We start from the raw sequence: 21429 nt of genomic DNA, 5'->3' as shown, positions 1-21429 counted from the left end.
CGCAGAAGATGTCCGAGCACCGCAAATCGTTTCGCATCAAGATTTCCCACGAGAGCATTGGCGAATGCCTGGGGCAGACCCGCAACCTGTCTGCCAGTGGCGTCTATGTGCAAAACCCGGCTCTGGCGCAATTGCCCAAGGGCGCGGTGGTCTATGGCCAGGTGCAGGGCCTGCCGGCGGCGGCGCCCCGGGTGCGCATGGAAGTGGTCCAGGCGGACGCGGAAGGGATCGCCCTGCGCTACCTGTGAAATCGTCCCGTAGCCGCTGCCGAGCCTGCGAGGCTGGGAAAAGGACCGAAGGGCCTTGTTTGGCGATCTCTTGTCGAGCCTGTGTCGTCTCAAGATCTTTGCGTCCCTGCGGGCCGTTCGCAGCCTTCGGCAGCGGCTACAGGGGATAGAGGTCAGCCTTGAGACTGGCGGTCGAGTTTTTTCAGGAACACGGTCATTTCCTTTTCTGCCTGTTTGTCGCCGTGGCCCCGGGCCGCTTCCAGGCCCTGTTCCCAGGCCTGGCGTGCCCCTTGAAGATCGCCCTGCCCCTGGCAGGCCTTGCCCAGCAGCTTCCAGGCCGCTGAATACTTGGGATCGAAACTCACGCAGCGTTGCAGGTGCTCGGCGGCCCGGGCGAATTCACCCTGATCCAGGTAACCCTTGCCCAGGCCGAAGCGCAGCAGAGCGTTATCCACACCCTTGGCGAGCATTTTTTCCAGCGATTCAAGCATCGTTGTCACTCCTGTGGGCTCATGTAGCCGCTGCCGCAGGCTGCGCAAGGGCAGCGCCTGTGGCGCAGTCGATCGCAGCCTGCGGCAGCGGCTACACAGTGGTTGATCAGAAAAAGCTCAGGCCCACGTGGAACAGCTTCTCCACGTCGCGAATGTGCTTTTTATCCACAAGGAACAGGATCACGTGGTCGCCGGCTTCGATCACCGTATCGTCGTGGGCGATCAGCACTTCTTCGTCACGAATGATGGCGCCGATGGTGGTGCCCGGCGGCAGGCCGATGTTCTCGATGGCGCGACCTATCACCTTGCTCGACTTGGCGTCGCCGTGGGCGATGGCCTCGATGGCTTCCGCCGCGCCGCGGCGCAGGGAGTGCACGCTGACGATGTCGCCGCGGCGCACGTGGGCCAGCAGGGTGCCGATGGTGGCCAGCTGCGGGCTGATGGCGATGTCGATGTCGCCGCCCTGGATCAGGTCGACGTAGGCCGGGTTGTTGATGATGGTCATGACCTTCTTCGCCCCCAGGCGCTTGGCCAGCAGCGAGGACATGATGTTGGCCTCGTCGTCGTTGGTCAGGGCCAGGAAAATGTCGGCGTCGGCGATGTTCTCTTCCAGCAGCAGGTCGCGGTCCGAGGCGCTGCCCTGCAGCACCACGGTGCTGTCCAGGGTGTCGGACAGGTAGCGGCAGCGGGCCGGGTTCATCTCGATGATCTTCACCTGGTAGCGGCTTTCGATGGCCTCGGCCAGGCGCTCGCCGATCTGCCCGCCACCGGCGATGACGATGCGCTTGTAGGATTCCTCCAGGCGGCGCATTTCGCTCATCACCGCGCGGATGTGGGCCTTGGCGGCGATGAAGAACACCTCGTCGTCGGCCTCGATCACCGTATCGCCCTTGGGCATGATCGGCCGGTCGCGCCGGAAGATCGCCGCCACCCGGGTGTCGACGTTGGGCATGTGCTCGCGCAGCTGACGCAGTTGCTGGCCCACCAGCGGGCCGCCGTAGTAGGCCTTGACCGCCACCAGTTGCGCCTTGCCTTCGGCGAAGTCGATCACTTGCAGGGCGCCGGGGTGTTCGATCAGGCGCTTGATGTAGAGGGTTACCACCTGCTCGGGGCTGATCAGCACGTCGACCGGGATCGCGTCGTTGTCGAACAGCCCGGCGCGGGTCAGGTAGGCGGATTCGCGCACCCGGGCGATCTTGGTCGGCGTGTTGAACAGGGTGTGGGCGACCTGGCAGGCGATCATGTTGGTTTCGTCGCTGTTGGTCACCGCCACCAGCATGTCGGCGTCGTCGGCTCCGGCCTGGCGCAGCACCGTGGGAAAGGAGCCGCGGCCTTGCACGGTGCGGATATCCAGGCGATCGCCGAGGCCGCGCAGGCGTTCGCCGTCGGTGTCCACCACGGTGATGTCGTTGGCTTCGCTGGCCAGGTGCTCCGCCAGTGTGCCGCCCACTTGCCCGGCGCCGAGGATGATGATTTTCATCCAGTCACTCCCTTAAAACCGTTTAGCCGCGTGCGGCGGCGATCTTGATCAGCTTGGCGTAGTAGAAACCGTCATGGCCGCCCTCTTGCGCCAGCAACTGGCGCCCGTGGGGCTGCTTGAGGCCGGCCGCAGGCTGCCCCAGTTGGCCGCCGATGTCCAATTCACGGGCGCCCGGGGTGCGCCCGAGGAAAGCCTCTATGACTTCGGTGTTCTCGGTGGGCAGGGTCGAGCAGGTGGCGTAGAGCAGGATGCCGCCCACTTCCAGGGTCTGCCACAGGGCGTCCAGCAGTTCGCCTTGCAGCTGCGCCAGGGCGGCGATGTCTTCCGGCTGGCGGGTCAGCTTGATGTCCGGGTGGCGACGGATCACCCCGGTGGCCGAGCACGGCGCGTCCAGCAGGATGCGCTGGAACGGCTGGCCGTCCCACCAGGCCTGGGTGTCGCGGCCGTCGGCGGCGATCAGCTGGGCATCGAGCTTCAGGCGATCAAGGTTTTCCCGCACTCGCACCAGGCGCTTGGCTTCCAGGTCCACTGCCACCACGCCAGCCAATTGCGGCTGCACTTCGAGGATGTGGCAGGTCTTGCCGCCCGGGGCGCAGCAGGCATCCAGCACCCGTTGCCCCGGGGCCAGTTCCAGCAGATCGGCAGCCAGTTGTGCGGCTTCGTCCTGGACGCTAATCCAGCCTTCGGCAAAGCCCGGCAGGCCGCGAACGTCGCCGGCTTCATCGAGGACGATACCGTCCTGGCTGTAGACGCAGGCCCTGGCCGCCACACCCGCTTCGCTCAGCAACTGCAGGTAGGCGTCCCGCGAATGATGCCGGCGATTGACCCGCAGGATCATCGGCGGGTGGGCGTTGTTGGCGGCGCAGATGGCTTCCCAGTGCTCGGGCCAGAAGGCCTTGAGGGACTTTTGCAGCCAGCGCGGGTGGGCGGTGCGCACCACCGGGTCGTGTTCCAGCTCGGCCAGCAGCGCCTCGCTTTCACGCTGGGCGCGGCGCAGCACGGCGTTGAGCATGGCCTTGGCCCAGGGCTTTTTCAGCTTGTCGGCGCAACCCACGGTTTCGCCGATGGCGGCGTGGGCTGGCACCCGGGTGTAGAGCAGTTGATAGAGGCCCACCAGCAGCAGCGCCTCGACATCGGCGTCGGCGGCCTTGAATGGCTTCTGCAGCAGTTTGGCCGCCAGCGCCGACAGCCGTGGCTGCCAGCGCGCGGTGCCGAAGGCCAGGTCCTGGGTGAAGCCGCGATCCCGGGCCTCGACCTTGTCCAGCTGGATCGGCAGCGAGCTGTTGAGCGAGGCCTTGCCGTTGAGTACCGCGGTCAGGGCCTTGGCGGCGGCCAGGCGCGGGTTCATTGGGCGTCCGCCGCTTGGCCGAGGACGGTGCCGAGGGCGAACTTCTCGCGGCGGCTGTTGAACAGGTCGCTGAAGTTCAGCGCCTTGCCGCCGGGCAGTTGCAGACGGGTCAGGCACAGCGCCTGCTCACCGCAGGCGACCAGCAGGCCGTCCTTGCTGGCGCCGAGGATCTCGCCCGGGGTGCCCCGGCCTGCGGCCAGGGTGGCGGCCAGGACTTTCAGGGCTTCGCCGTTCAAGGTGCTGTGGCAGATCGGCCAGGGGTTGAAGGCCCGGATCAGGCGTTCCAGCTCCACGGCCGGGCGGCTCCAGTCGATGCGCGCCTCGTCCTTGTTCAGCTTGTGGGCGTAGGTGGCCAGGCTGTCGTCCTGGACCTCGCCTTGCAGGGTGCCGGCGGCCAGGCCTTCGATGGCTTGCAGCACGGCCGGCGGGCCCAGCTCGGCCAGGCGGTCGTGCAGGCTGCCACCGGTGTCTTGGGCACTGATCGGGGTGCTGACCTTGAGCAGCATCGGCCCGGTGTCCAGGCCGGCTTCCATGCGCATCACGGTCACGCCACTGGTTGCATCACCGGCTTCTACGGCGCGCTGGATCGGCGCGGCACCGCGCCAGCGCGGCAGCAGCGAGGCGTGGCTGTTGATGCAGCCAAGACGCGGAATATCCAGTACCACCTGAGGCAGGATCAGGCCGTAGGCCACCACCACCATCAGGTCCGGCTTGAGCGCCGCCAGTTCGGCCTGGGCCTCGGCATTGCGCAGGGTGGGTGGTTGCAGCACCGGGATCTGGTGCTCCAGGGCCAGTTGCTTGACCGGGCTGGGCATCAGCTTCTGCCCGCGCCCCGCCGGACGGTCCGGCTGGGTGTAGACCGCGACAATCTGGTGAGGGCTGTCGAGCAGGGCCTTGAGGTGTTCGGCGGCGAATTCGGGGGTGCCGGCAAAGACGATGCGCAGTGGCTCAGTCATGAGAATTCTCGATGTTAAACATGCGGAAAAGAAAAAGGCTTGCCGTGGCAAGCCTTTGCAAGACGGTCATCAAGCCTGCTGGCGATGCTGCTTTTCCAGCTTCTTCTTGATCCGGTCACGCTTGAGCGTGGACAGGTAATCGACGAACAGCTTGCCGTTGAGGTGGTCGCATTCGTGCTGGATGCACACCGCCAGTAGTCCTTCGGCGATCAGCTCATAGGGCTGGCCGTCGCGGTCCAGTGCCTTGATCTTGACCCGTTGCGGGCGGTCGACGTTTTCATAGAAACCCGGCACCGACAGGCAGCCTTCCTGATACTGGTCCATCTCGTCGGTCAGGGCTTCGAATTCGGGGTTGATGAACACCCGGGGCTCGCTGCGATCTTCGGACAGGTCCATGACCACGACGCGTTTGTGCACGTTGACCTGGGTCGCCGCCAGACCGATGCCTGGGGCCTCATACATTGTTTCAAACATGTCGTCGACCAACTGACGCACTTCGTCGTCCACTACGGCCACGGGTTTGGCGATAGTGCGCAGGCGCGGATCAGGGAATTCGAGGATGTTTAAAATGGCCATAAGCGTAATTGCTACACGTGTGAAGTAAGGGCGGAGTCGGCGCCCTGACAGGTCCTGGACCTGGGCCGCCGATGCAAAACGTGCTCTGCAAAGGAGCGAGCCGCGCAGGCTCTGGCGTTTTACGCGAGCGCACATAATAAAGGGATTCAGCCCCCGAGGAAATGACTGTTCGCCTTGCCGCCGTTGGGCTGGACCGCCATCGGTCGCCGCTGCAGGCCTGCTCCTGGGGGCGTGACCGAGGTCTGCTCAGCGAGCGCGACCAGCGTTTGGGCGCAGCGTCGGCGAAGTTGGCGGACCGTTTCCCGAGGGCGTCGGGAAACTTGTCCTCAACAAGTTACCAACAGACTTATCCACAGCTTGTTCCGGCGCTGACCGGACCTATGACGATCAAGGATGATCCATGTCGCACTCGATTAGTGCCGCCATTTCCCCCGCGGAACTGGAAGCCCGTTTACGTTTGCATGGCCTGCCCGGTCTGGGACCCAGGCGCTTTCAGCGCCTGCTCCAGGCCTTCGGTTCAGCCGCCAAAGCCCTCAGTGCACCGGCCGGTGCCTGGCATGCCCTGGGCCTGCCGGCCGCCTGCAGCGATGCCCGGCGCAGCGCCGAAGTGCGCGAGGGCGCTCGGCGTGCCTTGGCCTGGATAGACAACCAGGCCCAGCATTTACTGATGTGGGACCAGCCCGGCTACCCGGCCTTGCTGGCCCAGTTGGAGGATGCGCCGCCGCTGTTGTTCGTGGCCGGCGACCCTTCGATTCTGGAACGGCCGCAGCTGGCGATGGTGGGCAGCCGCCGCGCTTCGCCTCCGGGACTGGACACCGCGGCGGCGTTCGCCAGGAGCCTGGCCGGAGCCGGATTCGTGATCACCAGTGGTCTGGCCCTGGGCATCGATGGCGCAGCCCATCAGGCGGCACTGGCCGTTGGCGGGCACACGGTGGGGGTGCTGGGCACCGGCCTGGAAAATTTTTATCCACAGCGCCACCGAGCCTTGGCCCAGGCGATGATTGACCAGGGCAGCGCAGTGGTTTCCGAGTTCGCGCTGGACACCGGTCCGCGGGCGGAGCACTTCCCCCGGCGCAACCGGATCATCAGCGGCCTGTCCCTCGGCGTGCTGGTGGTGGAAGCCAGCGTGGCCAGCGGTTCCCTGATCACCGCCCGCCTGGCGGCAGAACAGGGCCGCGAGGTGTACGCGATTCCCGGTTCCATCCATCACCCCGGTGCGCGGGGCTGTCACCAGCTGATCCGTGATGGCGCGGTATTGGTGGAAAGCGTGCAGGACATTCTCGAAACCCTCAGGGGCTGGCAACACGTGGCACCGCCGGCCGCCATGCCGGCCGAAACCGCCAGGCATCCGCTGCTGGCCCTGCTCCTGGCCGCGCCCCACAGCAGCGAGGCCCTGGCGCGGGCCAGCGGCTGGCCCCTGCCGCGGGTGCTGGCGGCCTTGAGCGAGTTGGAGATCGACGGCCTTGCGGTCAATGAAAACGGCCGCTGGCTGGCGCGCCCGGGGTCGAGTTGAGGGCGGTTGCGCCCTGTCGCCAAACCGCAACAGGCCCTAGGTTTTATAGGCAGGATCGGTAAACTGCGCACAGCTTTTATCTGGAGATTCGGCAATGGTCAGCAGTTGGCGTGTGCAACAAGCCGCACGAGAGATTCGCGCAGGGGCGGTGATTGCCTACCCAACCGAAGCGGTCTGGGGCCTGGGGTGCGATCCGTGGAACGAAGAGGCGGTGGATCGCCTGCTGGCGATCAAGTCACGCTCGGTGGACAAGGGCCTGATTCTGATCGCCGACAACATCCATCAGTTCGACTTTCTCTTCGAGGACTTCCCCGACACCTGGATGGAGCGCATGTCCAGCACCTGGCCGGGTCCCAACACCTGGCTGGTGCCCCATCAGAACCTGCTGCCGGAGTGGGTCACCGGGGTGCATGACACGGTGGCGTTGCGGGTCAGCGACCATCCGCTGGTGCGTGAACTGTGCGCGCTGGTGGGACCGCTGATTTCCACCTCGGCCAATCCCCAGGGGCGGCCGGCGGCGCGCACGCGGCTGCGCGTCGAGCAGTACTTCCGTGGGCAACTGGACCTGGTACTCACCGGCAGCCTGGGCGGGCGCAAGAACCCGAGCCTGATCCGCGATCTGGCCACCGGCAGGGTGGTGCGGCCTTCCTGATTGCTGCGCCGGCTCCCACGGGTCATCGCGACGCGTGTTGCAGGAGCCGGCTGGCCGGCGAAGGCGCTTAGGGCAAGAGCACCGTCGAACCGGTGGTGCGCCGTGCCGACAGCTCGACATGGGCCTTGGCGGCATCCGCCAGGGCGAAGCGCTGGCCAATCTCGATCTTCAACTGGCCGCTGGCGATCATGGCGAACAGATCGTCGGCCATGCGTTGCAGGTTCTCGGCATTGTTGGCGTAGCTGGCCAGGGTCGGCCGGGTGACATACAGCGAGCCCTTGGCCGAGAGAATCCCCAGGTTCACCCCTTCCACCGCGCCCGAGGCGTTGCCGAAGCTGACCATCAGCCCGCGGGGTGCCAGGCAATCCAGGGAAGTCAGCCAGGTGTCCTTGCCCACGCCGTCGTAGACCACCGGGCACTTCTTGCCGTCGGTCAGTTCCAGCACTCGCTGGGCCACGTCTTCATGGCTGTAATCGATGGTTTCCCAGGCACCCAGGGCCTTGGCGATGGCGGCTTTTTCCGGTGAGCTGACGGTGCCGATCAGTTTCACTCCCAGGGCCTTGGCCCACTGGCAGGCCAGGGAACCGACGCCGCCGGCGGCCGCGTGAAACAGCACGGTCTCGCCGCCCTTGAGTTCATAGGTCTGGCGCAGCAGGTACTGCACGGTCAGGCCCTTGAGCATCACCCCGGCGGCCTGTTCGAAGCTGATGGTGTCCGGCAGGTGCACCAGGTTGGCTTCGGGCAGCACGTGCACATCGCTGTAGGCACCCAGCGGGCCGCTGCCATAGGCCACCCGATCGCCCACCTTGAAGCGGGTCACCGCGCTGCCCACGGCTTCCACGACCCCGGCCCCTTCGGCGCCCAGGCCCGACGGAAGCGCCGGCGGTGCGTACAGGCCGCTGCGGAAATAGGTATCGATGAAGTTCAGGCCGATGGCCCGGTTGCTGACGCGAACCTGCTGCGGGCCCGGTTCGGCGGGCTGGTAATCCACATACTCGAGTACTTCGGGGCCGCCATGGGCGCGGAACTGGATACGTTTGGCCATCTGTACTCACTCCTTGGTCGTCGCGTGAAAGGGTTCTATCGGACTCCTCTGCTTGACCTTCGTCAACTGCGAGTGGACACAGTGCGGTGTTATGCTACGCGCCCATTTGCGCCGGCCCCGGTTTCATCCCTGGCGCCGCCTAGCTTTGCCCGATTCAAGGTGATGCCATGACTACCCGCACCGAGGCCGTAAAAGCCTACCTGCTCGACCTGCAAGACCGTATTTGCACTGCCCTGGAAAACGAAGACGGCGGCGCGCGCTTCATCGAGGATGCCTGGACCCGGCCTGCCGGCGGTGGCGGACGCACCCGGGTGATCGGTGGCGGTGCAGTGATCGAAAAGGGCGGGGTCAACTTCTCCCACGTGTTCGGCAGCGGCCTGCCGCCTTCGGCCAGTGCCCATCGTCCGGAACTGGCCGGTCGGGGTTTCGAGGCCCTGGGCGTGTCCCTGGTGATCCACCCGCACAACCCCCATGTGCCGACCTCCCACGCCAACGTGCGTTTCTTCATTGCCGAGAAGGAAGGTGAAGAACCGGTCTGGTGGTTCGGCGGCGGTTTCGACCTGACCCCCTACTACGGCAATGAAGAAGACTGCGTGCACTGGCACCAGGTCGCCGAACGCGCCTGCGCGCCTTTTGGCCCGGACGTCTACCCGCGCTACAAGGCCTGGTGCGACAGCTACTTCCACATCAAGCACCGCAACGAGCCCCGGGGCATCGGCGGCCTGTTCTTCGACGACTTGAACGAGTGGGACTTCGACACCTGCTTCGCCTTCATGCGCGCCATAGGCGATGCCTATATCGAGGCTTACCTGCCCATCGTCCAGCGCCGCAAGGCCGCGGCCTACACCGAGCAGCAGCGCGAGTTCCAGGAATTCCGCCGTGGCCGCTACGTGGAGTTCAACCTGGTCTACGACCGTGGCACCCTGTTCGGCCTGCAATCGGGCGGGCGTACCGAATCGATCCTCATGTCGTTGCCGCCGCAAGTGCGCTGGGGCTACGACTGGAAGGCCGAGCCGGGCACCGAAGAGGCACGCCTGACCGAATACTTCCTGCAGGACCGCGACTGGCTGGCGGCCAGCCACTAACCCGCACCCACCGTGTAGGAGCCGGCTTGCCGGCGAAGAGGCCTTCAAGGCGGACGCGGCTCCTACCCGTGTGTGTTGAGCAAATGGGATGAGAGATGGACCAGTACGTTGTCTTTGGTAATCCGATCGGCCATAGCAAATCACCCTTGATCCACCGGCTGTTCGCCCAGCAGACCGGCCAGCAACTGGAATACAACACCCTGCTGGCGCCCCTGGACGACTTCGCCGGCGCTGCCCGCGATTTCTTCGCCCAGGGCCGCGGGGCCAACGTCACCGTGCCGTTCAAGGAAGACGCCTATCGCCTGTGCGACAGCCTGACCGAGCGTGCGCAGCGGGCCGGCGCGGTGAACACCCTGAGCAAGCAGGCCGACGGCAGGCTGCTGGGAGACAACACCGACGGTGCCGGACTGGTGCGCGACCTGACGGTGAACGCCGGGGTCAGCCTCAAGGGCAAGCGCATCCTCCTCCTGGGAGCCGGGGGCGCCGTGCGCGGGGCCCTGGAGCCTTTGCTGGCGCAACAGCCGGCGTCGGTGGTGATTGCCAATCGCACCGTGGAAAAAGCCGAGTTGCTGGCCGAGCTGTTCGCCGATTTGGGGCCGGTGTCGGCCAGCGGCTTCGACTGGCTGGAGGAGTCGGTGGACCTGATCATCAATGCCACTTCCGCCAGCCTGTCTGGGGACTTGCCGCCGATTGCCAGCAGCCTGATCGAACCGGGCAAGACGGTGTGCTACGACATGATGTACGCCAAGGAGCCAACGCCGTTCTGCCGCTGGGCCAGCGATCACGGAGCGGCACTGGTGCTCGATGGCCTGGGCATGCTGGCCGAACAGGCGGCGGAAGCCTTCTTCCTGTGGCGCGGCGTGCGCCCGGACAGCGCCCCGGTGCTGGCCGAACTGCGCCGCCAGTTGGCGCAGTAACCCCTCTCCCCTCGTAGGAGCTGGCTTGCCAGCGAAGGCGGCCTCAAGACCGGCGCCAGGTCCAAGGGCCTCTTCGCCGGCAAGCCGGCTCCTACGTCGAGTGTGGGCAAGACGCCTGCGGGTTCAGTCTTCGAAGTGGATCGGGCAGTGCTCCGGTCCTTCGAGCTTGATCAATTCCTCTTTCACCGCCTGCCGGGCTCGGCGCAGGGTCAGGCTGCGGTCCTGGCGTTTCAGTCGGCGCGCCTCCTGATGCAGCATCGCCACCCCTGAATAGTCGATGAAGTTGATCTGCCGGGCGTCGATCACCAGTTTCGGTGCGTGGCAGCGTTGCATGCGCACTTGCAGGTAATGACTGGCGCCAAAGAAGATCGAGCCGCCGACCCGCAGGACGTCGGCATCGCCCTCGCTGGACTGCTGCACCCGTGGCTGCGACGTGCGCTTGAGGTAGAAGAACAGCGACGCCAGGACCCCGGCATAGATCGCCGTCTGCAGCTCCAGGAGCAAGGTGGCGATGCAGGTCAGGCTCATCACCACAAATTCGGCGCGGCTGACCCGGAACAGCGCGCGTATGCCCCGATGGTCCACCAGCCCCCAGCAGATCAGCAGGATGCTGCCGGCCATGGCCGGAATCGGGATATGGGCGATCAGCCCGGCGCCGGCCACCGCGAACAGCGCCACCCACAGCGCCGAGAACACCCCGGCCAGGGGCGAGCGGGCACCGGCTTCATAACTCAAGCCCGAGCGGGTGAAAGAGCCGGAGGACAGGTAGCCGGAGAAAAACGCCCCGACCATGTTCGACAGGCCCTGGGCGCGGACTTCCTGGTTGGCGTCGAGCAGTTGTTCCGAACGTGCCGACAGCGAGCGGGCAATCGACAGGCTGGTGACCAGCCCCAGCATCCCCACCGCCACGGCACTGGGCAGCAGCCGCAGGACCAGATCCAGGTCCAGTGGCAACGGGCTCAAGGGCGGTAGCCGGCCCACGAAGGCGCTGACCAATTTGACGTGGCCGAACACCCCCGGCAGCAGCCAGACCACCAGCGCACTGAGCACCAGGCTGAGCAACAGGCCGGGCCAGCGCGGCGCCAGCAGCTTCAGGCCGAGGCCGACGATCAGGCTGCCCAGCCCCAGCAACAGCGAAGGCTTGTCCACAGCGTCCAGGTGTTCCAGCAGCAAGCTCAGGCTATTGAGGGCGGTGGCCTGGTTCGGCAGCTCCAGGCCCAGGAGGTTGGGCAATTGCCCCAGGGCAATCACCACCGCGGCACCGAGGGTGAAGCCCAGCACCACCGAATGCGAGACGAAGTTCACCAGGGCGCCGAAACGCAGCAGCCCCAGCAGCCACTGGAAGATCCCCGCCAGCAGGGTCAGCAGCAGGATCAGGGTGATGTAGTCCTCGGACGCCGGCACCGCCAGGGGGCTGACGCTGGCATACAGCACGATGGAAATCGCTGCCGTGGGCCCGCAGATCAGGTGCCAGGACGAGCCCCAGAGGCAGGCCACCAGCACCGGGACTATGGCCGCGTACAGCCCGTACTCCGGCGGCAGGCCGGCAATCAGCGCATAGGCGATCGATTGCGGCAGGGCGAGGATCGCGCCACTGAGCCCCACCAGCAGATCACGACCGACGCTGGCGCGGGTCTGCTGGGGCAGCCAGCCGAGAAAAGGCAGGAGTGAATGGCGGTTGGGCCAGGCCATGGTTGCTCACGGAAGGGGGAATTCGAGGGGGCCAGGGTAATGCATTGTCAGGCTTCGGGCATGTGGCGAGGCTGGCCCCTGATCCCGCAGGAGCCGGCGCACCTTGGGCTACAACTTGGCCTTCACCGCCGCCAGGGCCTCTTTGTCATCAAGGGTCCGGACCCCTTGCAGCCACTGCTCCAGCACCGCCGGGTTGGCCTTGATCCAGGCCTTGGCGGCATCGGCGTTGCTGAGCTTGTTGTTCACCACCTCGGCCATGATGGCGTTCTCCATGTCCTGAGTGAACCGCAGGTTGCTCAGGAGCTTGCCGACGTTCGGGCAGGCCTGTGCATAACCCTTGCGCGTCAGGGTGTAGACGCTGCCGCTGGCGCCGAAGTACTGCTCGCCCCCGGTCAGGTAACGCATGTTCAGCTGCACGTTCATCGGGTGCGGGGTCCAGCCGAGGAAGGTCACGAAGCGCTGTTTTTTCGTGGCCCGGGACACCTCGGCGAGCATCGCCTGCTCGCTGGACTCGATCAGCTTCCACTGGCCTAGATTGAACTCGTTGTTCTTGATGATCGCCTGCAGCGACAGGTTGGCCGGAGCACCGGAGCCGATGCCGTAGATCTTCCTGTCGAACTTGTCGGCGAATGTGTTCAGGTCGGCGAAATCATGCACCCCGGCGTTCCACACGTAGTCCGGAACCGCCAGGGTGAACTCGGTGCCTTCCAGGTTCTTCGCCAGCTGGATCACCTCGCCATTGGCCACGAACTTGTCGTAGAAGCCCTGCTGCGCCGGCATCCAGTTGCCCAGGAACACATCCACCTGGCCGTCCTTGAGGCCGCCGTAGGTGATGGGCACCGCCAGGGTGTCGATCTTGGCCTTGTAGCCCATGCCCTCCAGCAGAAAGCTGGCGATGGCGTTGGTGGCGGCGATGTCGCTCCAGCCCGGATCGGCCATCTTCACGGTTGCGCACGAGTCGGCCCAGGCGGTTGCGCTGCCCAGAGCCAGGAACCCGACGGCCAGCGCTGTGGATAACGTTTGCATGCTCTTCCCCTTGGATTATTGGTGTTGGCAGGGTTGTGGATAACGCGCCTTGCGCTCCAGATCGTCGAGGTCGATGTGGTTGCGCATGTATTGCGCACTGGCGTCGACCAGGGGCTGGTGATCCCAGCTCTTGCGCGTGCCCCGGTTCAGGGCGTCGGCCACCAGGCGGCGACGGCGCTGGCTGGCCAGGACCTGTTGGTGAATGGCCGGGATGTCCCACCTGGCCCGGGCCTCGGCGAGGAAGGCGTCGAACAGCGCTCGATGCTCGGCCGACTGGCTGAGGTCGATGCGCTCTTGCGGATCGTGGGCGACATCGAAGAGCAGGCACGGGTCGTCTTCGCTGTAGATGAATTTGTAGGCGCCCCGGCGAATCATCATCAGCGGGCTGATAGTGCCTTCGGCCATGTATTCGCCGAACACCTCATCGTGGCCACCCTGCCCCAGCAGATGGGGGACCAGGGAGCGGCCGTCCAGGGGCAGGTTGGGCTCCACATGGCCGCCGGCCAGTTCCACCAGGGTCGGCAGCAGGTCGGCGGTGGACACCGCGGCGCCGACCCGCCCGGCGGCGAACTGCCCCGGCGCGCAGATCAGCAGCGGCACCCGGGCGGCCATCTCGAACCAGTGCATTTTGTACCAGAGGCCACGCTCGCCGAGCATGTCGCCGTGGTCGCCGGAAAACACGATCAACGTGTCGTCCGCCAGCCCGGTGTCTTCCAGGGTCTGCAGCAGCTTGCCGACGTTGCTGTCGATGTAGCTGCAGGCGCCGAAGTAGGCCCGCCGCGCGTCGCGGATCTTATCCACAGGCAGCGGCTTGTCCCACAGGTCGTAGACCTTGAGCAGGCGCTGGGAGTGCGGGTCCAGCTCGCTCTGGGGCGGGGTCTGGGGCAGTGGAATGTCGTCATCGCGGTACAGGTCCCAGAACGCCTTGGGAATGGTGTAGGGATCGTGGGGATGGGTCATGGACACGGTGAGGCAGAACGGCTGGTCGCCGCCCGCGCGAACGTGGTCGAACAGGTATTGCCGGGCCTTGAACACCACCTCTTCGTCGAAATCCAGTTGGTTGGTGCGCACGCAAGGGCCGGCCTGCAGCACCGAGGACATGTTGTGGTACCAGCTAGGGCGCACCTGGGGCTCATCCCAGTTCACCGCCCAGCCGTAGTCGGCGGGGTAGATGTCGGTGGTCAGGCGTTCTTCGTAGCCGTGCAACTGGTCCGGACCGCAGAAGTGCATCTTGCCCGACAGCGCGGTGCGATAGCCCAGGCGCCGCAGGTAGTGGGCATAGGTGGGCACGTCGGCGGGAAAGTCCGCGGCGTTGTCGTAGGCGCCGATCTTGCTCGGCAACTGGCCGCTGACCAGGGTGAAGCGCGAGGGCGCGCACAGCGGGCTGTTGCAGTAGGCGGCGTCGAACACCACGCCCCGGGCGGCCAGGCGGCTGAGGTGCGGCAGCTGGATCGGCGATGGACCGTAGAACGGCAGCAAGGGCGCGGCCATCTGGTCGGCCATGATGAAAAGAATGTTCTTGCGCTTCATGGGTTCGCGGCATTCCATAGTCGACGGTTATGCGAAAGTGCTGCGATCGAGCATGGATTCCATGTCTTTGGCGGTAAAGCCCATGTGCGGCAATGACTAGGATAAGCACCGCTTATGTATGAAGCCCTTGGTGACCTGTCCCTGGACCTGCTCCGGGTGTTTGAAGCGGCTGCTCGTCTGCGCAGCTTCACCGCAGCGGCGGTGGAACTGGGCACTACCCAGCCGGCCATCAGCCAGCAGATCAAGCGCCTGGAAGAGCAGTTGCAGGTGCGCCTGTTCGACCGCATCTACCGCGGCATCGAACTGACCGAGTCCGGCGCGCTGTTGCTGGAACAGGTGCAGGCCGGCCTGCAGAGCATCGACGCCGGCCTCACGGCCCTGGCCCAGCAGCATCAGCATGAGGTGTTGCAGGTGGCCACGGATTTCGCCTTCGCCGCCTACTGGCTGATGCCGCGCCTGCATCGTTTCCATCAGGCCAACCCCCAGGTGGACGTCAGCCTGGTGACCAGCGAGCGCAGCCACAGCATGTTGCGCAGCGATATCGATGTGGCGGTGCTGTTCGGCGACGGACGTTTCAAGCATGGCGAAAGCCACTGGCTGTTCAGCGAGGAAGTGTTTCCGGTGTGCAGCCCGCTGCTGCTCAAGGAGCGCCTGGCGCCCCTGCCCGCCCAGGCCCTGCTGGAGATGCCGCTGCTGCACCTGCGGGGGGAAAACGCCAGTCACTGGTTCGACTGGAGCGGGGTGTTCCGCGAACTGGGCCTGGCCGGCGCCCCGCCTCCGGGGCAATTGCGTTTCGACAATTACACCCTGCTGATCCAGGCGGCCATCGGCGGCCAGGGCGTGGCCATCGGCTGGCGCCATCTGGTGGACGATTTGCTGGCACAGGGGCTGTTGTGCCGGCCGATCGCCCAGAGTGCGCTGTCCGCCTACGGCTATTACGTGGTGCTGCCGCCGCGCAAGCGTCGCGGACCGTTGATCCAGCGCTTCGTCGACTGGCTGATGGCCGAGCAGGCCGGCAGTGCCCAGTCCCTCAGGGGGCTGGCGTTGCCGTCCATTGCCTTGTAGACGGCACCTTGAACAGGCTCCACAGGGACAGCGCGCCGTTGCCCAGGCACACCAGCGCCAGCGACACCACCGCGAGGAAGGCCAGGTATTCCCAGCCGCCCCCCGGGCTGGTGTAGATCCAGCCGTGGGCGCCGTGGACGAAGACGATCGCCCCCAGCAGCATCGGCATCAGCCCCAGGGCGATCCAGCGCACGCCGACTCCGAGGATCAGCAGCAAGCCCCCCACCAGCTCGGCGCACACCGCCGGGTAGGTCAGCCACTCGGGCATGCCGGTGGCGCCGAACAGCTTGAGGGTGCCCGGCCAGCCCAGGACCAGGATCTTGAACAGGGCGTGGGCGACGTACATGGCGCCCAGGGCCAGGCGCAGGAACAGGGCGGCCCATTGTTCCGGTGCCTGGAGCGGCGATCTGATTGGGAGTGCAGGCATATGACAAGTCCTTGTGTGGTTGGGAAGGTTGCGGATTGCTGAGTGTCCAGCGGTCAAACGATGGCCACCGAGGCGCCGACCAGTAACAGCACGCCGATGTGGACGTTGCTGCGAAACAGGTGGTTGCAGGGCTCCGGGTGGTCCGGACTGAACAGGCTGAGCTGGTAGGCCAGGGCCAGGGCGATCGGCAGCAGCAGGATGAAAAAGCCCGGGTTGGCACCGGCCAGCAGGCCCGCGCCGCACCAGCACAGCAGGGTCATGGCGTAGAACCCGGCGATCCAGGTCCTGCCCCGTTCGGCGAACAGCGTGGCGGTGGAGCGCAGGCCCATGTTCAGGTCGTCCTCACGGTCGCTGTAGGCATAGAGGGTGTCGTAGCCCAACTGCCAGAACAGGCAGCCCAGCCACAGCGCCAGTGCACTGGGTTGCAGGCTGCCGGTGGTTTCCACGCTGGCCATGAGCACGCCCCAGTTGAACACCGCGCCGAGAAACGCCTGGGGCCAGTGGGTGAAGCGCTTGAACAGCGGGTAGACCAGGGTCAGGGGCACGCAGCACAGGGCCAGCAGCACCGTCGCCGGTTGCAGAAGCGGCAGCAACCCGGCGGCCAGCAGCAACGTCACGGTCAGGCAGGCCAGGGCTTGGGCGAGGCTCAGCGAACCCTGGGCCAGCGGCCGCTGGCGGGTGCGGTTGACCCGGGCGTCGAAGCCGCGATCGAGGATGTCGTTGATGCAGCAGCCGGCACTGCGCATCAGCAGGGCGCCGAGGGCGAACACCAGCACGGTGCCGACCGGGGGAATGCGCCCGGCGCAGAGGATCAGCGCGGCCAGGGCCGGCAGCAGGGTCAGCCAGGTGCCGATGGGCCGGTCCAGGCGCATCAGGCGGGCGTAGGCCTGCCAGGATCGCGGCAGGCGGGTCGCGACCCAGTCATGGGCGCGGATGTCATTGAGGTCGGGGCTTGCGGGCATCTTCGGTCCCTGAATGTGAGCACGGTGTTGATCACGACCCAGCGCTTTCAAGTGTTCAAAAAACACGCAGGCCGGTGGCGGTCACTGAACGTCGGGCAAGCCGCTGCCGTGATCGCACGGGTTGATTTTCAGTGCCATCTGCTTGCTGGTCGGATGCGCTAAAGTTGCCCGCCCCCGCCCGTTGCGGCAAGGGAACAATCCGCAATAGCCTCCTGCAGGATCTGCAATATGCTCCGTGATGAAGTGCCCCGCGTTCCGCGTATCGACCTCAACCTGCTGCGGGTTTTCGATGCGGTCTATGAGGACCGCAGCATCCTGCTGGCCAGCAAGCGCCTGCATCTGAGCCAGTCGGCGGTCAGCCATGCTCTGACCCGGCTGCGCGAGTCCTTGCAGGACGAGCTGTTCATTCGCACGGCCAAGGGCATGCAGCCGTCGGCCCGGGCCGAGGCGATTGCCGGCCCGTTGCGCGAGGCGCTGCTGACCATTCAACACACGGTCGGCGTGGAGCCATTCGACCCCGCCCGCGCGACGCGTACCTTCACCCTGGCGGCCAACGACTACCTGAGTTCGGTACTGTTGGCGCCCTTGCTGCGGCGCCTGGCCCAGGTGGCGCCGGGGGTGGATCTGGTGGTGCGTCCGGCGACCCGCCTGGACCTGGCCGAGCAGATCGATGTCGGACGTATCGATCTGGCCGTCGGGGTGTTTGCCGAGTTGCCGCAGCGGGTGCACAGCGCCTGTCTCTGGCGGCAGCAGGATGAGTTGCTGATGTGCCCCGAGCATCCCTTGCTCGACCTGCCCGTACTGACGCTTGAGGCCCTGGCGGACCAGCCGTTGATCACGCTGTCGGTGGGCGGGCAGGAGGAAGGCGCGGTCAACGGCTACATTCTCGAGCGCGGCATTGCCCGGCAGTCGGAGATGTTCGATCGCCAGCGCCTGGAGCAGGCACTGGCGGCGATTGGCCGGCGTCCCCAGTACAAGGTCACCCTGCCCCATGCCCTGGTGCTGCCGCAGTTGCTGGAGCAGTCGCGCCTGGTGGCGATTGTGCCGGAACCCTTGGCCCGGGCCTTCGAGCAGCGTTTTGGCCTGTGCCGGCGGGCGCTGCCGCTGGCGGTCGAGCCCTCATCGCTGCTGGCGATCTGGCACGGGCGCAACAGTGCCGACCCGGCCCATCTCTGGCTGCGCCAGCAACTGCTGGAGGTGGCGGCGACGCTGGCGCAAGCGCTTTGAGCCGGTCGGCTTTCGGTGTTTTCATGGGGCCGGTGTTTTCTTCACAGCGGGTGTTCTGCATCTGTGGCGAGCCTTGAGGGCTCGTCTTTATCGCGAGGCTTTGCATGCAACGGATCAAGGGCTATCACGCCCATGTCTACTTTGACGCCAGCACCCTCGAGCGCGCCCGGGCCTTGTGCGAACAGGCGGCGCAGTTGTTCGAGTTGAAAATGGGCCGGGTGCACCAGCGGCCGGTTGGACCGCACCCGGACTGGAGCTGCCAGCTGGCGTTCGCGCCAGAGGTGTTTGCCCAGGTGGTGCCGTGGCTGGCCCTCAACCGTCAGGGGCTGGTGGTGTTCCTGCACCCGGACACCGGGGACGATCTGCGGGATCACACCGATCATGCGATCTGGATGGGGGCCATGCGGCCGCTGGATCTGACAGGGTTCTGAGGGGGCGCCTGGCCGGGCAGCCGGCTCCCGCGGGGGAGTCGGCTGGTTGAAAAACGATCAGTAGAGCACGCCGTCGAGGATCTCGTAGACGATGCCGGTGCCCACGGCCATCAGGAAGATATCGCCGCCCATGCGTCGCCATTCATAGCCCGGGTAGACCGGCAGGCGTGACAGGGCGCGCCCATCCAGGCGTTCGCCGTAGTAACCGCGGGGCAAGGGTTGGCCGCGCACCAGGCGGATGCCGGGAGGTGGAGGGGCGCCCCGCACGAAGTAGCCGCGATTGTCGTGGATGGTCTGGCGTACCGGGCCGAAGTCCCGCGGTGGGCCACCGCGCCGGTCGTTGTCCGGACCGCGGTGTTCGTTGCCTCGATTGTCCCAATGGCCCGGCGGTGGTCCTCCACGATCATCGCCATGGCCATGGTCGCCGCGTTCGTCGGCCATCACGTGCAGCAACGGGCTGGCGCCGAGCAGCAGCACCACGGCTCCGGCAATCAGACGTTTGGGCATTTTCATCAGGCATTCCTCGCAGCACAAACAACAAAAAGGGTTTCAGAACAGCGGTTCTGAAACCCTCGGTCTTGTCTGTTTAGTGTGCGTCCAGAGGCGCTAATTCCTCTGTATCAGGAACTTTACCCTCAGCTGACCCGGGCCTTACGTACGCCTTCGGCCAGGGCCGCGCACAGGCTCAGGACACCGTCCACCGCTTGCTCGGAAGACTCGGCATGGGCGATGTGGTCGATCAGCGCCGAGCCCACCACCACGCCGTCCGCCAGACGGGCGATGGCGGCCGCTTGCTCCGGGGTACGGATGCCGAAACCGATGCTGATCGGCAGCTCGGTGTGGCGGCGCAGGCGGGCCACGGCTTCTTCCACGTGTTCCAGGGTGGCGGCGCCGGCACCGGTCACTCCGGCCACCGAGACGTAGTAGACAAAGCCGGAACTGCCGTCGAGCACCTTGGGCAGGCGTGCGTCGTCGGTGGTTGGGGTGGTGAGGCGGATGAAGTCGATGCCGGCGGCCTGGGCCGGGTCGCACAGCTCGCTGTTATGTTCCGGCGGCATGTCCACCACGATCAGGCCATCGACCCCGGCGGCCTTGGCGTCGGCAATGAAGCGCGGCACGCCGTAGTGGTGGATCGGGTTGAAGTAGCCCATCAGCACCAGCGGGGTGTCGCTGTTGCCTGCGCGGAACTCGCGGACCATCTGCAGGGTTTTCGCCAGGTTTTGCTTGGCGCCCAGGGCGCGGATGTTGGCCAGCTGGATCGCCGGGCCGTCGGCCATCGGGTCGGTGAAGGGCATGCCCAGTTCGATCACGTCGGCACCCGCCGCGGGCAGGCCCTTGAGGATCGCCAGGGAGGTGTCGTAATTGGGGTCGCCGGCGGTGACGAAGGTCACCAGGGCCGCGCGGTTCTGTTGCTTCAGCTCGGCAAAGCGGGTTTGCAGGCGGCTCATCAGTGTTTCTCCTGCTGGGACTGTTGCATGTGGTGCATGACGGTCTGCATGTCTTTGTCGCCACGGCCCGAGAGGTTGACCACCATCAGGTGATCCTTGGGCAGGGTCGGCGCGCGCTTGAACACTTCGGCCAGGGCATGGGCGCTTTCCAGGGCCGGGATGATGCCTTCCAGGCGGCAGCACTGGTGGAACGCGGCCAGGGCTTCGTCGTCGGTCACCGAGGTGTATTCGACGCGGCCGATATCGTGCAACCAGGCGTGTTCCGGGCCGATGCCGGGGTAGTCGAGGCCGGCGGAAATCGAGTGGGCGTCGATGATCTGGCCATCGTCGTCCTGCAGCAGGAAGGTGCGGTTGCCGTGCAGCACGCCCGGTACGCCGCCGTTGAGGCTGGCGGCATGCTTGCCGGTCTCGATGCCGTAGCCGGCGGCTTCGACGCCGATGATCTGCACGCTTTTATCGTCGAGGAACGGGTGGAACAGGCCCATGGCGTTGGAGCCGCCGCCGATGCACGCCACCAGGCTGTCCGGCAGGCGGCCTTCCTGGGCTTGCAGCTGTTCGCGGGTTTCCTTGCCGATCACCGCCTGGAAGTCGCGGACCATGGCTGGGTACGGGTGCGGACCGGCCACGGTGCCGATCAGGTAGAAGGTGCTGTCGACGTTGGTCACCCAGTCGCGCAGGGCTTCGTTCATGGCGTCTTTCAGGGTGCCGGTGCCGGCCACGACCGGGATCACTTCGGCGCCCAGCAGCTTCATGCGGAACACGTTGGCCTGCTGGCGCTCGATGTCGGTGGTGCCCATGTAGATCACGCATTCCAGGCCAAAGCGCGCGGCCACGGTGGCGGTGGCCACGCCGTGCATGCCGGCGCCGGTCTCGGCGATGATGCGTTTCTTGCCCATGCGCCGGGCCAGGAGGATCTGGCCGATGCAGTTGTTGATCTTGTGCGCGCCGGTGTGGTTCAGCTCTTCGCGCTTGAGGTAGATCTTGGCGCCGCCGCAGTGTTCGGTCAGGCGTTCGGCGAAGTACAGCGGGCTTGGGCGGCCGACGTAGTCGCGCTGGAAGTAGGCCAGCTCCTTGAGGAACTCGGGGTCTTCCTTGGCCTTTTCGTATTCGCGGGCCAGGTCGAGGATCAGCGGCATCAGGGTTTCGGCCACGTAACGGCCGCCGAACGCGCCGAACAGGCCGTTGTCGTCTGGACCATTACGCAATTGGGACTGAGTCATTGCAGCGCTCCCGGGCAAGGGTGGGGAAAGACAAATTCGTGGAAAGACAATGGGGCTCACTCTACCCCTGACACCGAAGGCTGAAAACCGATAAGATCGCCGCAACCTGTC

22 protein-coding genes are annotated in these 21429 nt (G+C 65.9%); 8 read left to right on the top strand and 14 right to left on the bottom strand.

The window, feature by feature from the left end; all coding sequences use genetic code 11:
- Positions 1 to 8: 8 nt before the first annotated feature.
- Positions 9 to 248, top strand: coding sequence for a PilZ domain-containing protein (locus tag ACMGG8_RS03590; protein ID WP_060836825.1), 240 nt, complete (start codon positions 9 to 11; stop codon positions 246 to 248).
- 152 nt (positions 249 to 400) lie between these two features.
- Here ACMGG8_RS03590 and ACMGG8_RS03585 read toward each other — a convergent pair whose 3' ends face one another.
- The 5 genes from ACMGG8_RS03585 to def form a co-directional block, all read right to left on the bottom strand.
- Positions 401 to 718, bottom strand: a complete 318-nt coding sequence (locus ACMGG8_RS03585) for a tetratricopeptide repeat protein (protein ID WP_060842050.1) — start codon at positions 716 to 718, stop codon at positions 401 to 403.
- 106 nt (positions 719 to 824) lie between these two features.
- Positions 825 to 2198 (bottom strand): Trk system potassium transporter TrkA, encoded by a 1374-nt coding sequence (gene trkA / locus ACMGG8_RS03580; protein ID WP_060836827.1) that lies wholly within the window; start codon positions 2196 to 2198, stop codon positions 825 to 827.
- Between the two features lie 22 nt (positions 2199 to 2220).
- Positions 2221 to 3546, bottom strand: coding sequence for a 16S rRNA (cytosine(967)-C(5))-methyltransferase RsmB (gene rsmB, locus ACMGG8_RS03575; RefSeq protein WP_414159183.1), 1326 nt, complete (start codon positions 3544 to 3546; stop codon positions 2221 to 2223).
- Positions 3543 to 4502: a methionyl-tRNA formyltransferase gene (gene fmt / locus ACMGG8_RS03570; RefSeq protein WP_414159182.1), complete on the bottom strand. Its 960-nt coding sequence runs from the start codon at positions 4500 to 4502 to the stop codon at positions 3543 to 3545. The genes rsmB and fmt overlap by 4 nt, the downstream gene beginning before the upstream one ends.
- Before the next feature lie 69 nt (positions 4503 to 4571).
- Positions 4572 to 5078 (bottom strand): peptide deformylase, encoded by a 507-nt coding sequence (def, locus tag ACMGG8_RS03565; RefSeq protein ID WP_011058411.1) that lies wholly within the window; start codon positions 5076 to 5078, stop codon positions 4572 to 4574.
- A 400-nt stretch (positions 5079 to 5478) separates the two neighbouring features.
- Here def and dprA point away from each other — a divergent pair, with 400 nt between their 5' ends.
- Positions 5479 to 6591 (top strand): DNA-processing protein DprA, encoded by a 1113-nt coding sequence (gene dprA, locus ACMGG8_RS03560; protein WP_414159181.1) that lies wholly within the window; start codon positions 5479 to 5481, stop codon positions 6589 to 6591.
- A gap of 94 nt (positions 6592 to 6685) precedes the next feature.
- The gene (locus ACMGG8_RS03555; protein ID WP_414159180.1) at positions 6686 to 7243 is read left to right on the top strand and encodes an L-threonylcarbamoyladenylate synthase; all 558 of its coding nucleotides are present in this window, start codon (positions 6686 to 6688) and stop codon (positions 7241 to 7243) included.
- Positions 7244 to 7310: 67 nt separating this feature from the next.
- Here the strand turns inward: ACMGG8_RS03555 and ACMGG8_RS03550 are convergent, their stop codons facing one another.
- Positions 7311 to 8288, bottom strand: a complete 978-nt coding sequence (locus ACMGG8_RS03550) for an NADPH:quinone reductase (RefSeq protein ID WP_414159179.1) — start codon at positions 8286 to 8288, stop codon at positions 7311 to 7313.
- A 167-nt stretch (positions 8289 to 8455) separates the two neighbouring features.
- On the opposite strand from ACMGG8_RS03550, the gene hemF reads away from it, so the two are divergent.
- Together hemF and aroE are read left to right on the top strand one after the other, a co-directional pair.
- Complete coding sequence (hemF, locus tag ACMGG8_RS03545) at positions 8456 to 9373, top strand: oxygen-dependent coproporphyrinogen oxidase (RefSeq protein WP_060836833.1); 918 nt, start codon at positions 8456 to 8458, stop codon at positions 9371 to 9373.
- A 95-nt stretch (positions 9374 to 9468) separates the two neighbouring features.
- Positions 9469 to 10290, top strand: a complete 822-nt coding sequence (gene aroE / locus ACMGG8_RS03540) for a shikimate dehydrogenase (RefSeq protein ID WP_108544940.1) — start codon at positions 9469 to 9471, stop codon at positions 10288 to 10290.
- Positions 10291 to 10413: 123 nt separating this feature from the next.
- Here aroE and ACMGG8_RS03535 read toward each other — a convergent pair whose 3' ends face one another.
- From ACMGG8_RS03535 to betC, 3 genes are all read right to left on the bottom strand, one after another.
- The gene (locus tag ACMGG8_RS03535) at positions 10414 to 11982 is read right to left on the bottom strand and encodes a SulP family inorganic anion transporter (RefSeq protein WP_414159178.1); all 1569 of its coding nucleotides are present in this window, start codon (positions 11980 to 11982) and stop codon (positions 10414 to 10416) included.
- Between the two features lie 108 nt (positions 11983 to 12090).
- Positions 12091 to 13008, bottom strand: a complete 918-nt coding sequence (choX, locus tag ACMGG8_RS03530) for a choline ABC transporter substrate-binding protein (protein WP_414159177.1) — start codon at positions 13006 to 13008, stop codon at positions 12091 to 12093.
- A 15-nt stretch (positions 13009 to 13023) separates the two neighbouring features.
- The gene (betC, locus tag ACMGG8_RS03525) at positions 13024 to 14538 is read right to left on the bottom strand and encodes a choline-sulfatase (protein ID WP_414159176.1); all 1515 of its coding nucleotides are present in this window, start codon (positions 14536 to 14538) and stop codon (positions 13024 to 13026) included.
- 114 nt (positions 14539 to 14652) lie between these two features.
- Here betC and ACMGG8_RS03520 point away from each other — a divergent pair, with 114 nt between their 5' ends.
- Entirely contained in the window at positions 14653 to 15603 is a 951-nt protein-coding gene (locus tag ACMGG8_RS03520) for a choline sulfate utilization transcriptional regulator (RefSeq protein ID WP_060836838.1), read from the top strand.
- Here ACMGG8_RS03520 and ACMGG8_RS03515 read toward each other — a convergent pair.
- Together ACMGG8_RS03515 and ubiA are read right to left on the bottom strand one after the other, a co-directional pair.
- The gene (locus tag ACMGG8_RS03515; RefSeq protein ID WP_414159175.1) at positions 15569 to 16030 is read right to left on the bottom strand and encodes a DoxX family protein; all 462 of its coding nucleotides are present in this window, start codon (positions 16028 to 16030) and stop codon (positions 15569 to 15571) included. The genes ACMGG8_RS03520 and ACMGG8_RS03515 overlap by 35 nt on opposite strands.
- 53 nt (positions 16031 to 16083) lie before the next feature.
- Positions 16084 to 16992: a 4-hydroxybenzoate octaprenyltransferase gene (gene ubiA, locus ACMGG8_RS03510; protein WP_060836840.1), complete on the bottom strand. Its 909-nt coding sequence runs from the start codon at positions 16990 to 16992 to the stop codon at positions 16084 to 16086.
- Between the two features lie 228 nt (positions 16993 to 17220).
- Here ubiA and ACMGG8_RS03505 point away from each other — a divergent pair, with 228 nt between their 5' ends.
- Both ACMGG8_RS03505 and ACMGG8_RS03500 read left to right on the top strand, forming a co-directional pair.
- Positions 17221 to 18219, top strand: a complete 999-nt coding sequence (locus tag ACMGG8_RS03505) for a LysR family transcriptional regulator (protein WP_060836841.1) — start codon at positions 17221 to 17223, stop codon at positions 18217 to 18219.
- A gap of 104 nt (positions 18220 to 18323) precedes the next feature.
- A complete protein-coding gene (locus tag ACMGG8_RS03500; RefSeq protein ID WP_060836842.1) occupies positions 18324 to 18650 on the top strand; it encodes a DOPA 4,5-dioxygenase family protein in 327 nt (108 codons plus the stop codon).
- 57 nt (positions 18651 to 18707) lie between these two features.
- Here ACMGG8_RS03500 and ACMGG8_RS03495 read toward each other — a convergent pair whose 3' ends face one another.
- The 3 genes from ACMGG8_RS03495 to trpB form a co-directional block, all read right to left on the bottom strand.
- A complete protein-coding gene (locus tag ACMGG8_RS03495; protein WP_060842060.1) occupies positions 18708 to 19163 on the bottom strand; it encodes an anti-virulence regulator CigR family protein in 456 nt (151 codons plus the stop codon).
- A gap of 122 nt (positions 19164 to 19285) precedes the next feature.
- On the bottom strand, positions 19286 to 20098 hold the full coding sequence (gene trpA / locus ACMGG8_RS03490; RefSeq protein WP_060836844.1) for a tryptophan synthase subunit alpha: 813 nt from the start codon (positions 20096 to 20098) through the stop codon (positions 19286 to 19288).
- Complete coding sequence (trpB, locus tag ACMGG8_RS03485; protein WP_060836845.1) at positions 20098 to 21318, bottom strand: tryptophan synthase subunit beta; 1221 nt, start codon at positions 21316 to 21318, stop codon at positions 20098 to 20100. Before trpB ends, trpA begins: the two co-directional genes overlap by 1 nt.
- Positions 21319 to 21429 lie beyond the last annotated feature (111 nt).

Origin of the sequence: Pseudomonas sp. BNK-45 (genome assembly GCF_047456255.1) — a bacterium.
Lineage (GTDB): Bacteria > Pseudomonadota > Gammaproteobacteria > Pseudomonadales > Pseudomonadaceae > Aquipseudomonas.
The sequence above is the reverse complement of the archived record's forward strand: the minus strand, read 5'-3'. Positions and strand labels throughout refer to the sequence as shown.

Excerpts from the sequence above, each read along its gene's own strand:
- aroE (WP_108544940.1), top strand. The coding sequence starts at position 9,469 with ATGGACCAGTACGTTGTCTTTGGTAATCCGATCGGCCATAGCAAATCA.
- ACMGG8_RS03550 (WP_414159179.1), bottom strand. The coding sequence starts at position 8,288 with ATGGCCAAACGTATCCAGTTCCGCGCCCATGGCGGCCCCGAAGTACTC.
- trpA (WP_060836844.1), bottom strand. The coding sequence starts at position 20,098 with ATGAGCCGCCTGCAAACCCGCTTTGCCGAGCTGAAGCAACAGAACCGC.
- rsmB (WP_414159183.1), bottom strand. The coding sequence starts at position 3,546 with ATGAACCCGCGCCTGGCCGCCGCCAAGGCCCTGACCGCGGTACTCAAC.
- dprA (WP_414159181.1), top strand. The coding sequence starts at position 5,479 with ATGTCGCACTCGATTAGTGCCGCCATTTCCCCCGCGGAACTGGAAGCC.
- ACMGG8_RS03500 (WP_060836842.1), top strand. The coding sequence starts at position 18,324 with ATGCAACGGATCAAGGGCTATCACGCCCATGTCTACTTTGACGCCAGC.
- betC (WP_414159176.1), bottom strand. The coding sequence starts at position 14,538 with ATGAAGCGCAAGAACATTCTTTTCATCATGGCCGACCAGATGGCCGCG.
- ACMGG8_RS03495 (WP_060842060.1), bottom strand. The coding sequence starts at position 19,163 with ATGAAAATGCCCAAACGTCTGATTGCCGGAGCCGTGGTGCTGCTGCTC.
- ACMGG8_RS03505 (WP_060836841.1), top strand. The coding sequence starts at position 17,221 with ATGCTCCGTGATGAAGTGCCCCGCGTTCCGCGTATCGACCTCAACCTG.
- ACMGG8_RS03520 (WP_060836838.1), top strand. The coding sequence starts at position 14,653 with ATGTATGAAGCCCTTGGTGACCTGTCCCTGGACCTGCTCCGGGTGTTT.
- ACMGG8_RS03515 (WP_414159175.1), bottom strand. The coding sequence starts at position 16,030 with ATGCCTGCACTCCCAATCAGATCGCCGCTCCAGGCACCGGAACAATGG.
- ACMGG8_RS03535 (WP_414159178.1), bottom strand. The coding sequence starts at position 11,982 with ATGGCCTGGCCCAACCGCCATTCACTCCTGCCTTTTCTCGGCTGGCTG.
- ACMGG8_RS03585 (WP_060842050.1), bottom strand. The coding sequence starts at position 718 with ATGCTTGAATCGCTGGAAAAAATGCTCGCCAAGGGTGTGGATAACGCT.
- fmt (WP_414159182.1), bottom strand. The coding sequence starts at position 4,502 with ATGACTGAGCCACTGCGCATCGTCTTTGCCGGCACCCCCGAATTCGCC.
- trpB (WP_060836845.1), bottom strand. The coding sequence starts at position 21,318 with ATGACTCAGTCCCAATTGCGTAATGGTCCAGACGACAACGGCCTGTTC.
- ACMGG8_RS03590 (WP_060836825.1), top strand. The coding sequence starts at position 9 with ATGTCCGAGCACCGCAAATCGTTTCGCATCAAGATTTCCCACGAGAGC.
- choX (WP_414159177.1), bottom strand. The coding sequence starts at position 13,008 with ATGCAAACGTTATCCACAGCGCTGGCCGTCGGGTTCCTGGCTCTGGGC.
- def (WP_011058411.1), bottom strand. The coding sequence starts at position 5,078 with ATGGCCATTTTAAACATCCTCGAATTCCCTGATCCGCGCCTGCGCACT.
- ubiA (WP_060836840.1), bottom strand. The coding sequence starts at position 16,992 with ATGCCCGCAAGCCCCGACCTCAATGACATCCGCGCCCATGACTGGGTC.
- trkA (WP_060836827.1), bottom strand. The coding sequence starts at position 2,198 with ATGAAAATCATCATCCTCGGCGCCGGGCAAGTGGGCGGCACACTGGCG.
- ACMGG8_RS03555 (WP_414159180.1), top strand. The coding sequence starts at position 6,686 with ATGGTCAGCAGTTGGCGTGTGCAACAAGCCGCACGAGAGATTCGCGCA.
- hemF (WP_060836833.1), top strand. The coding sequence starts at position 8,456 with ATGACTACCCGCACCGAGGCCGTAAAAGCCTACCTGCTCGACCTGCAA.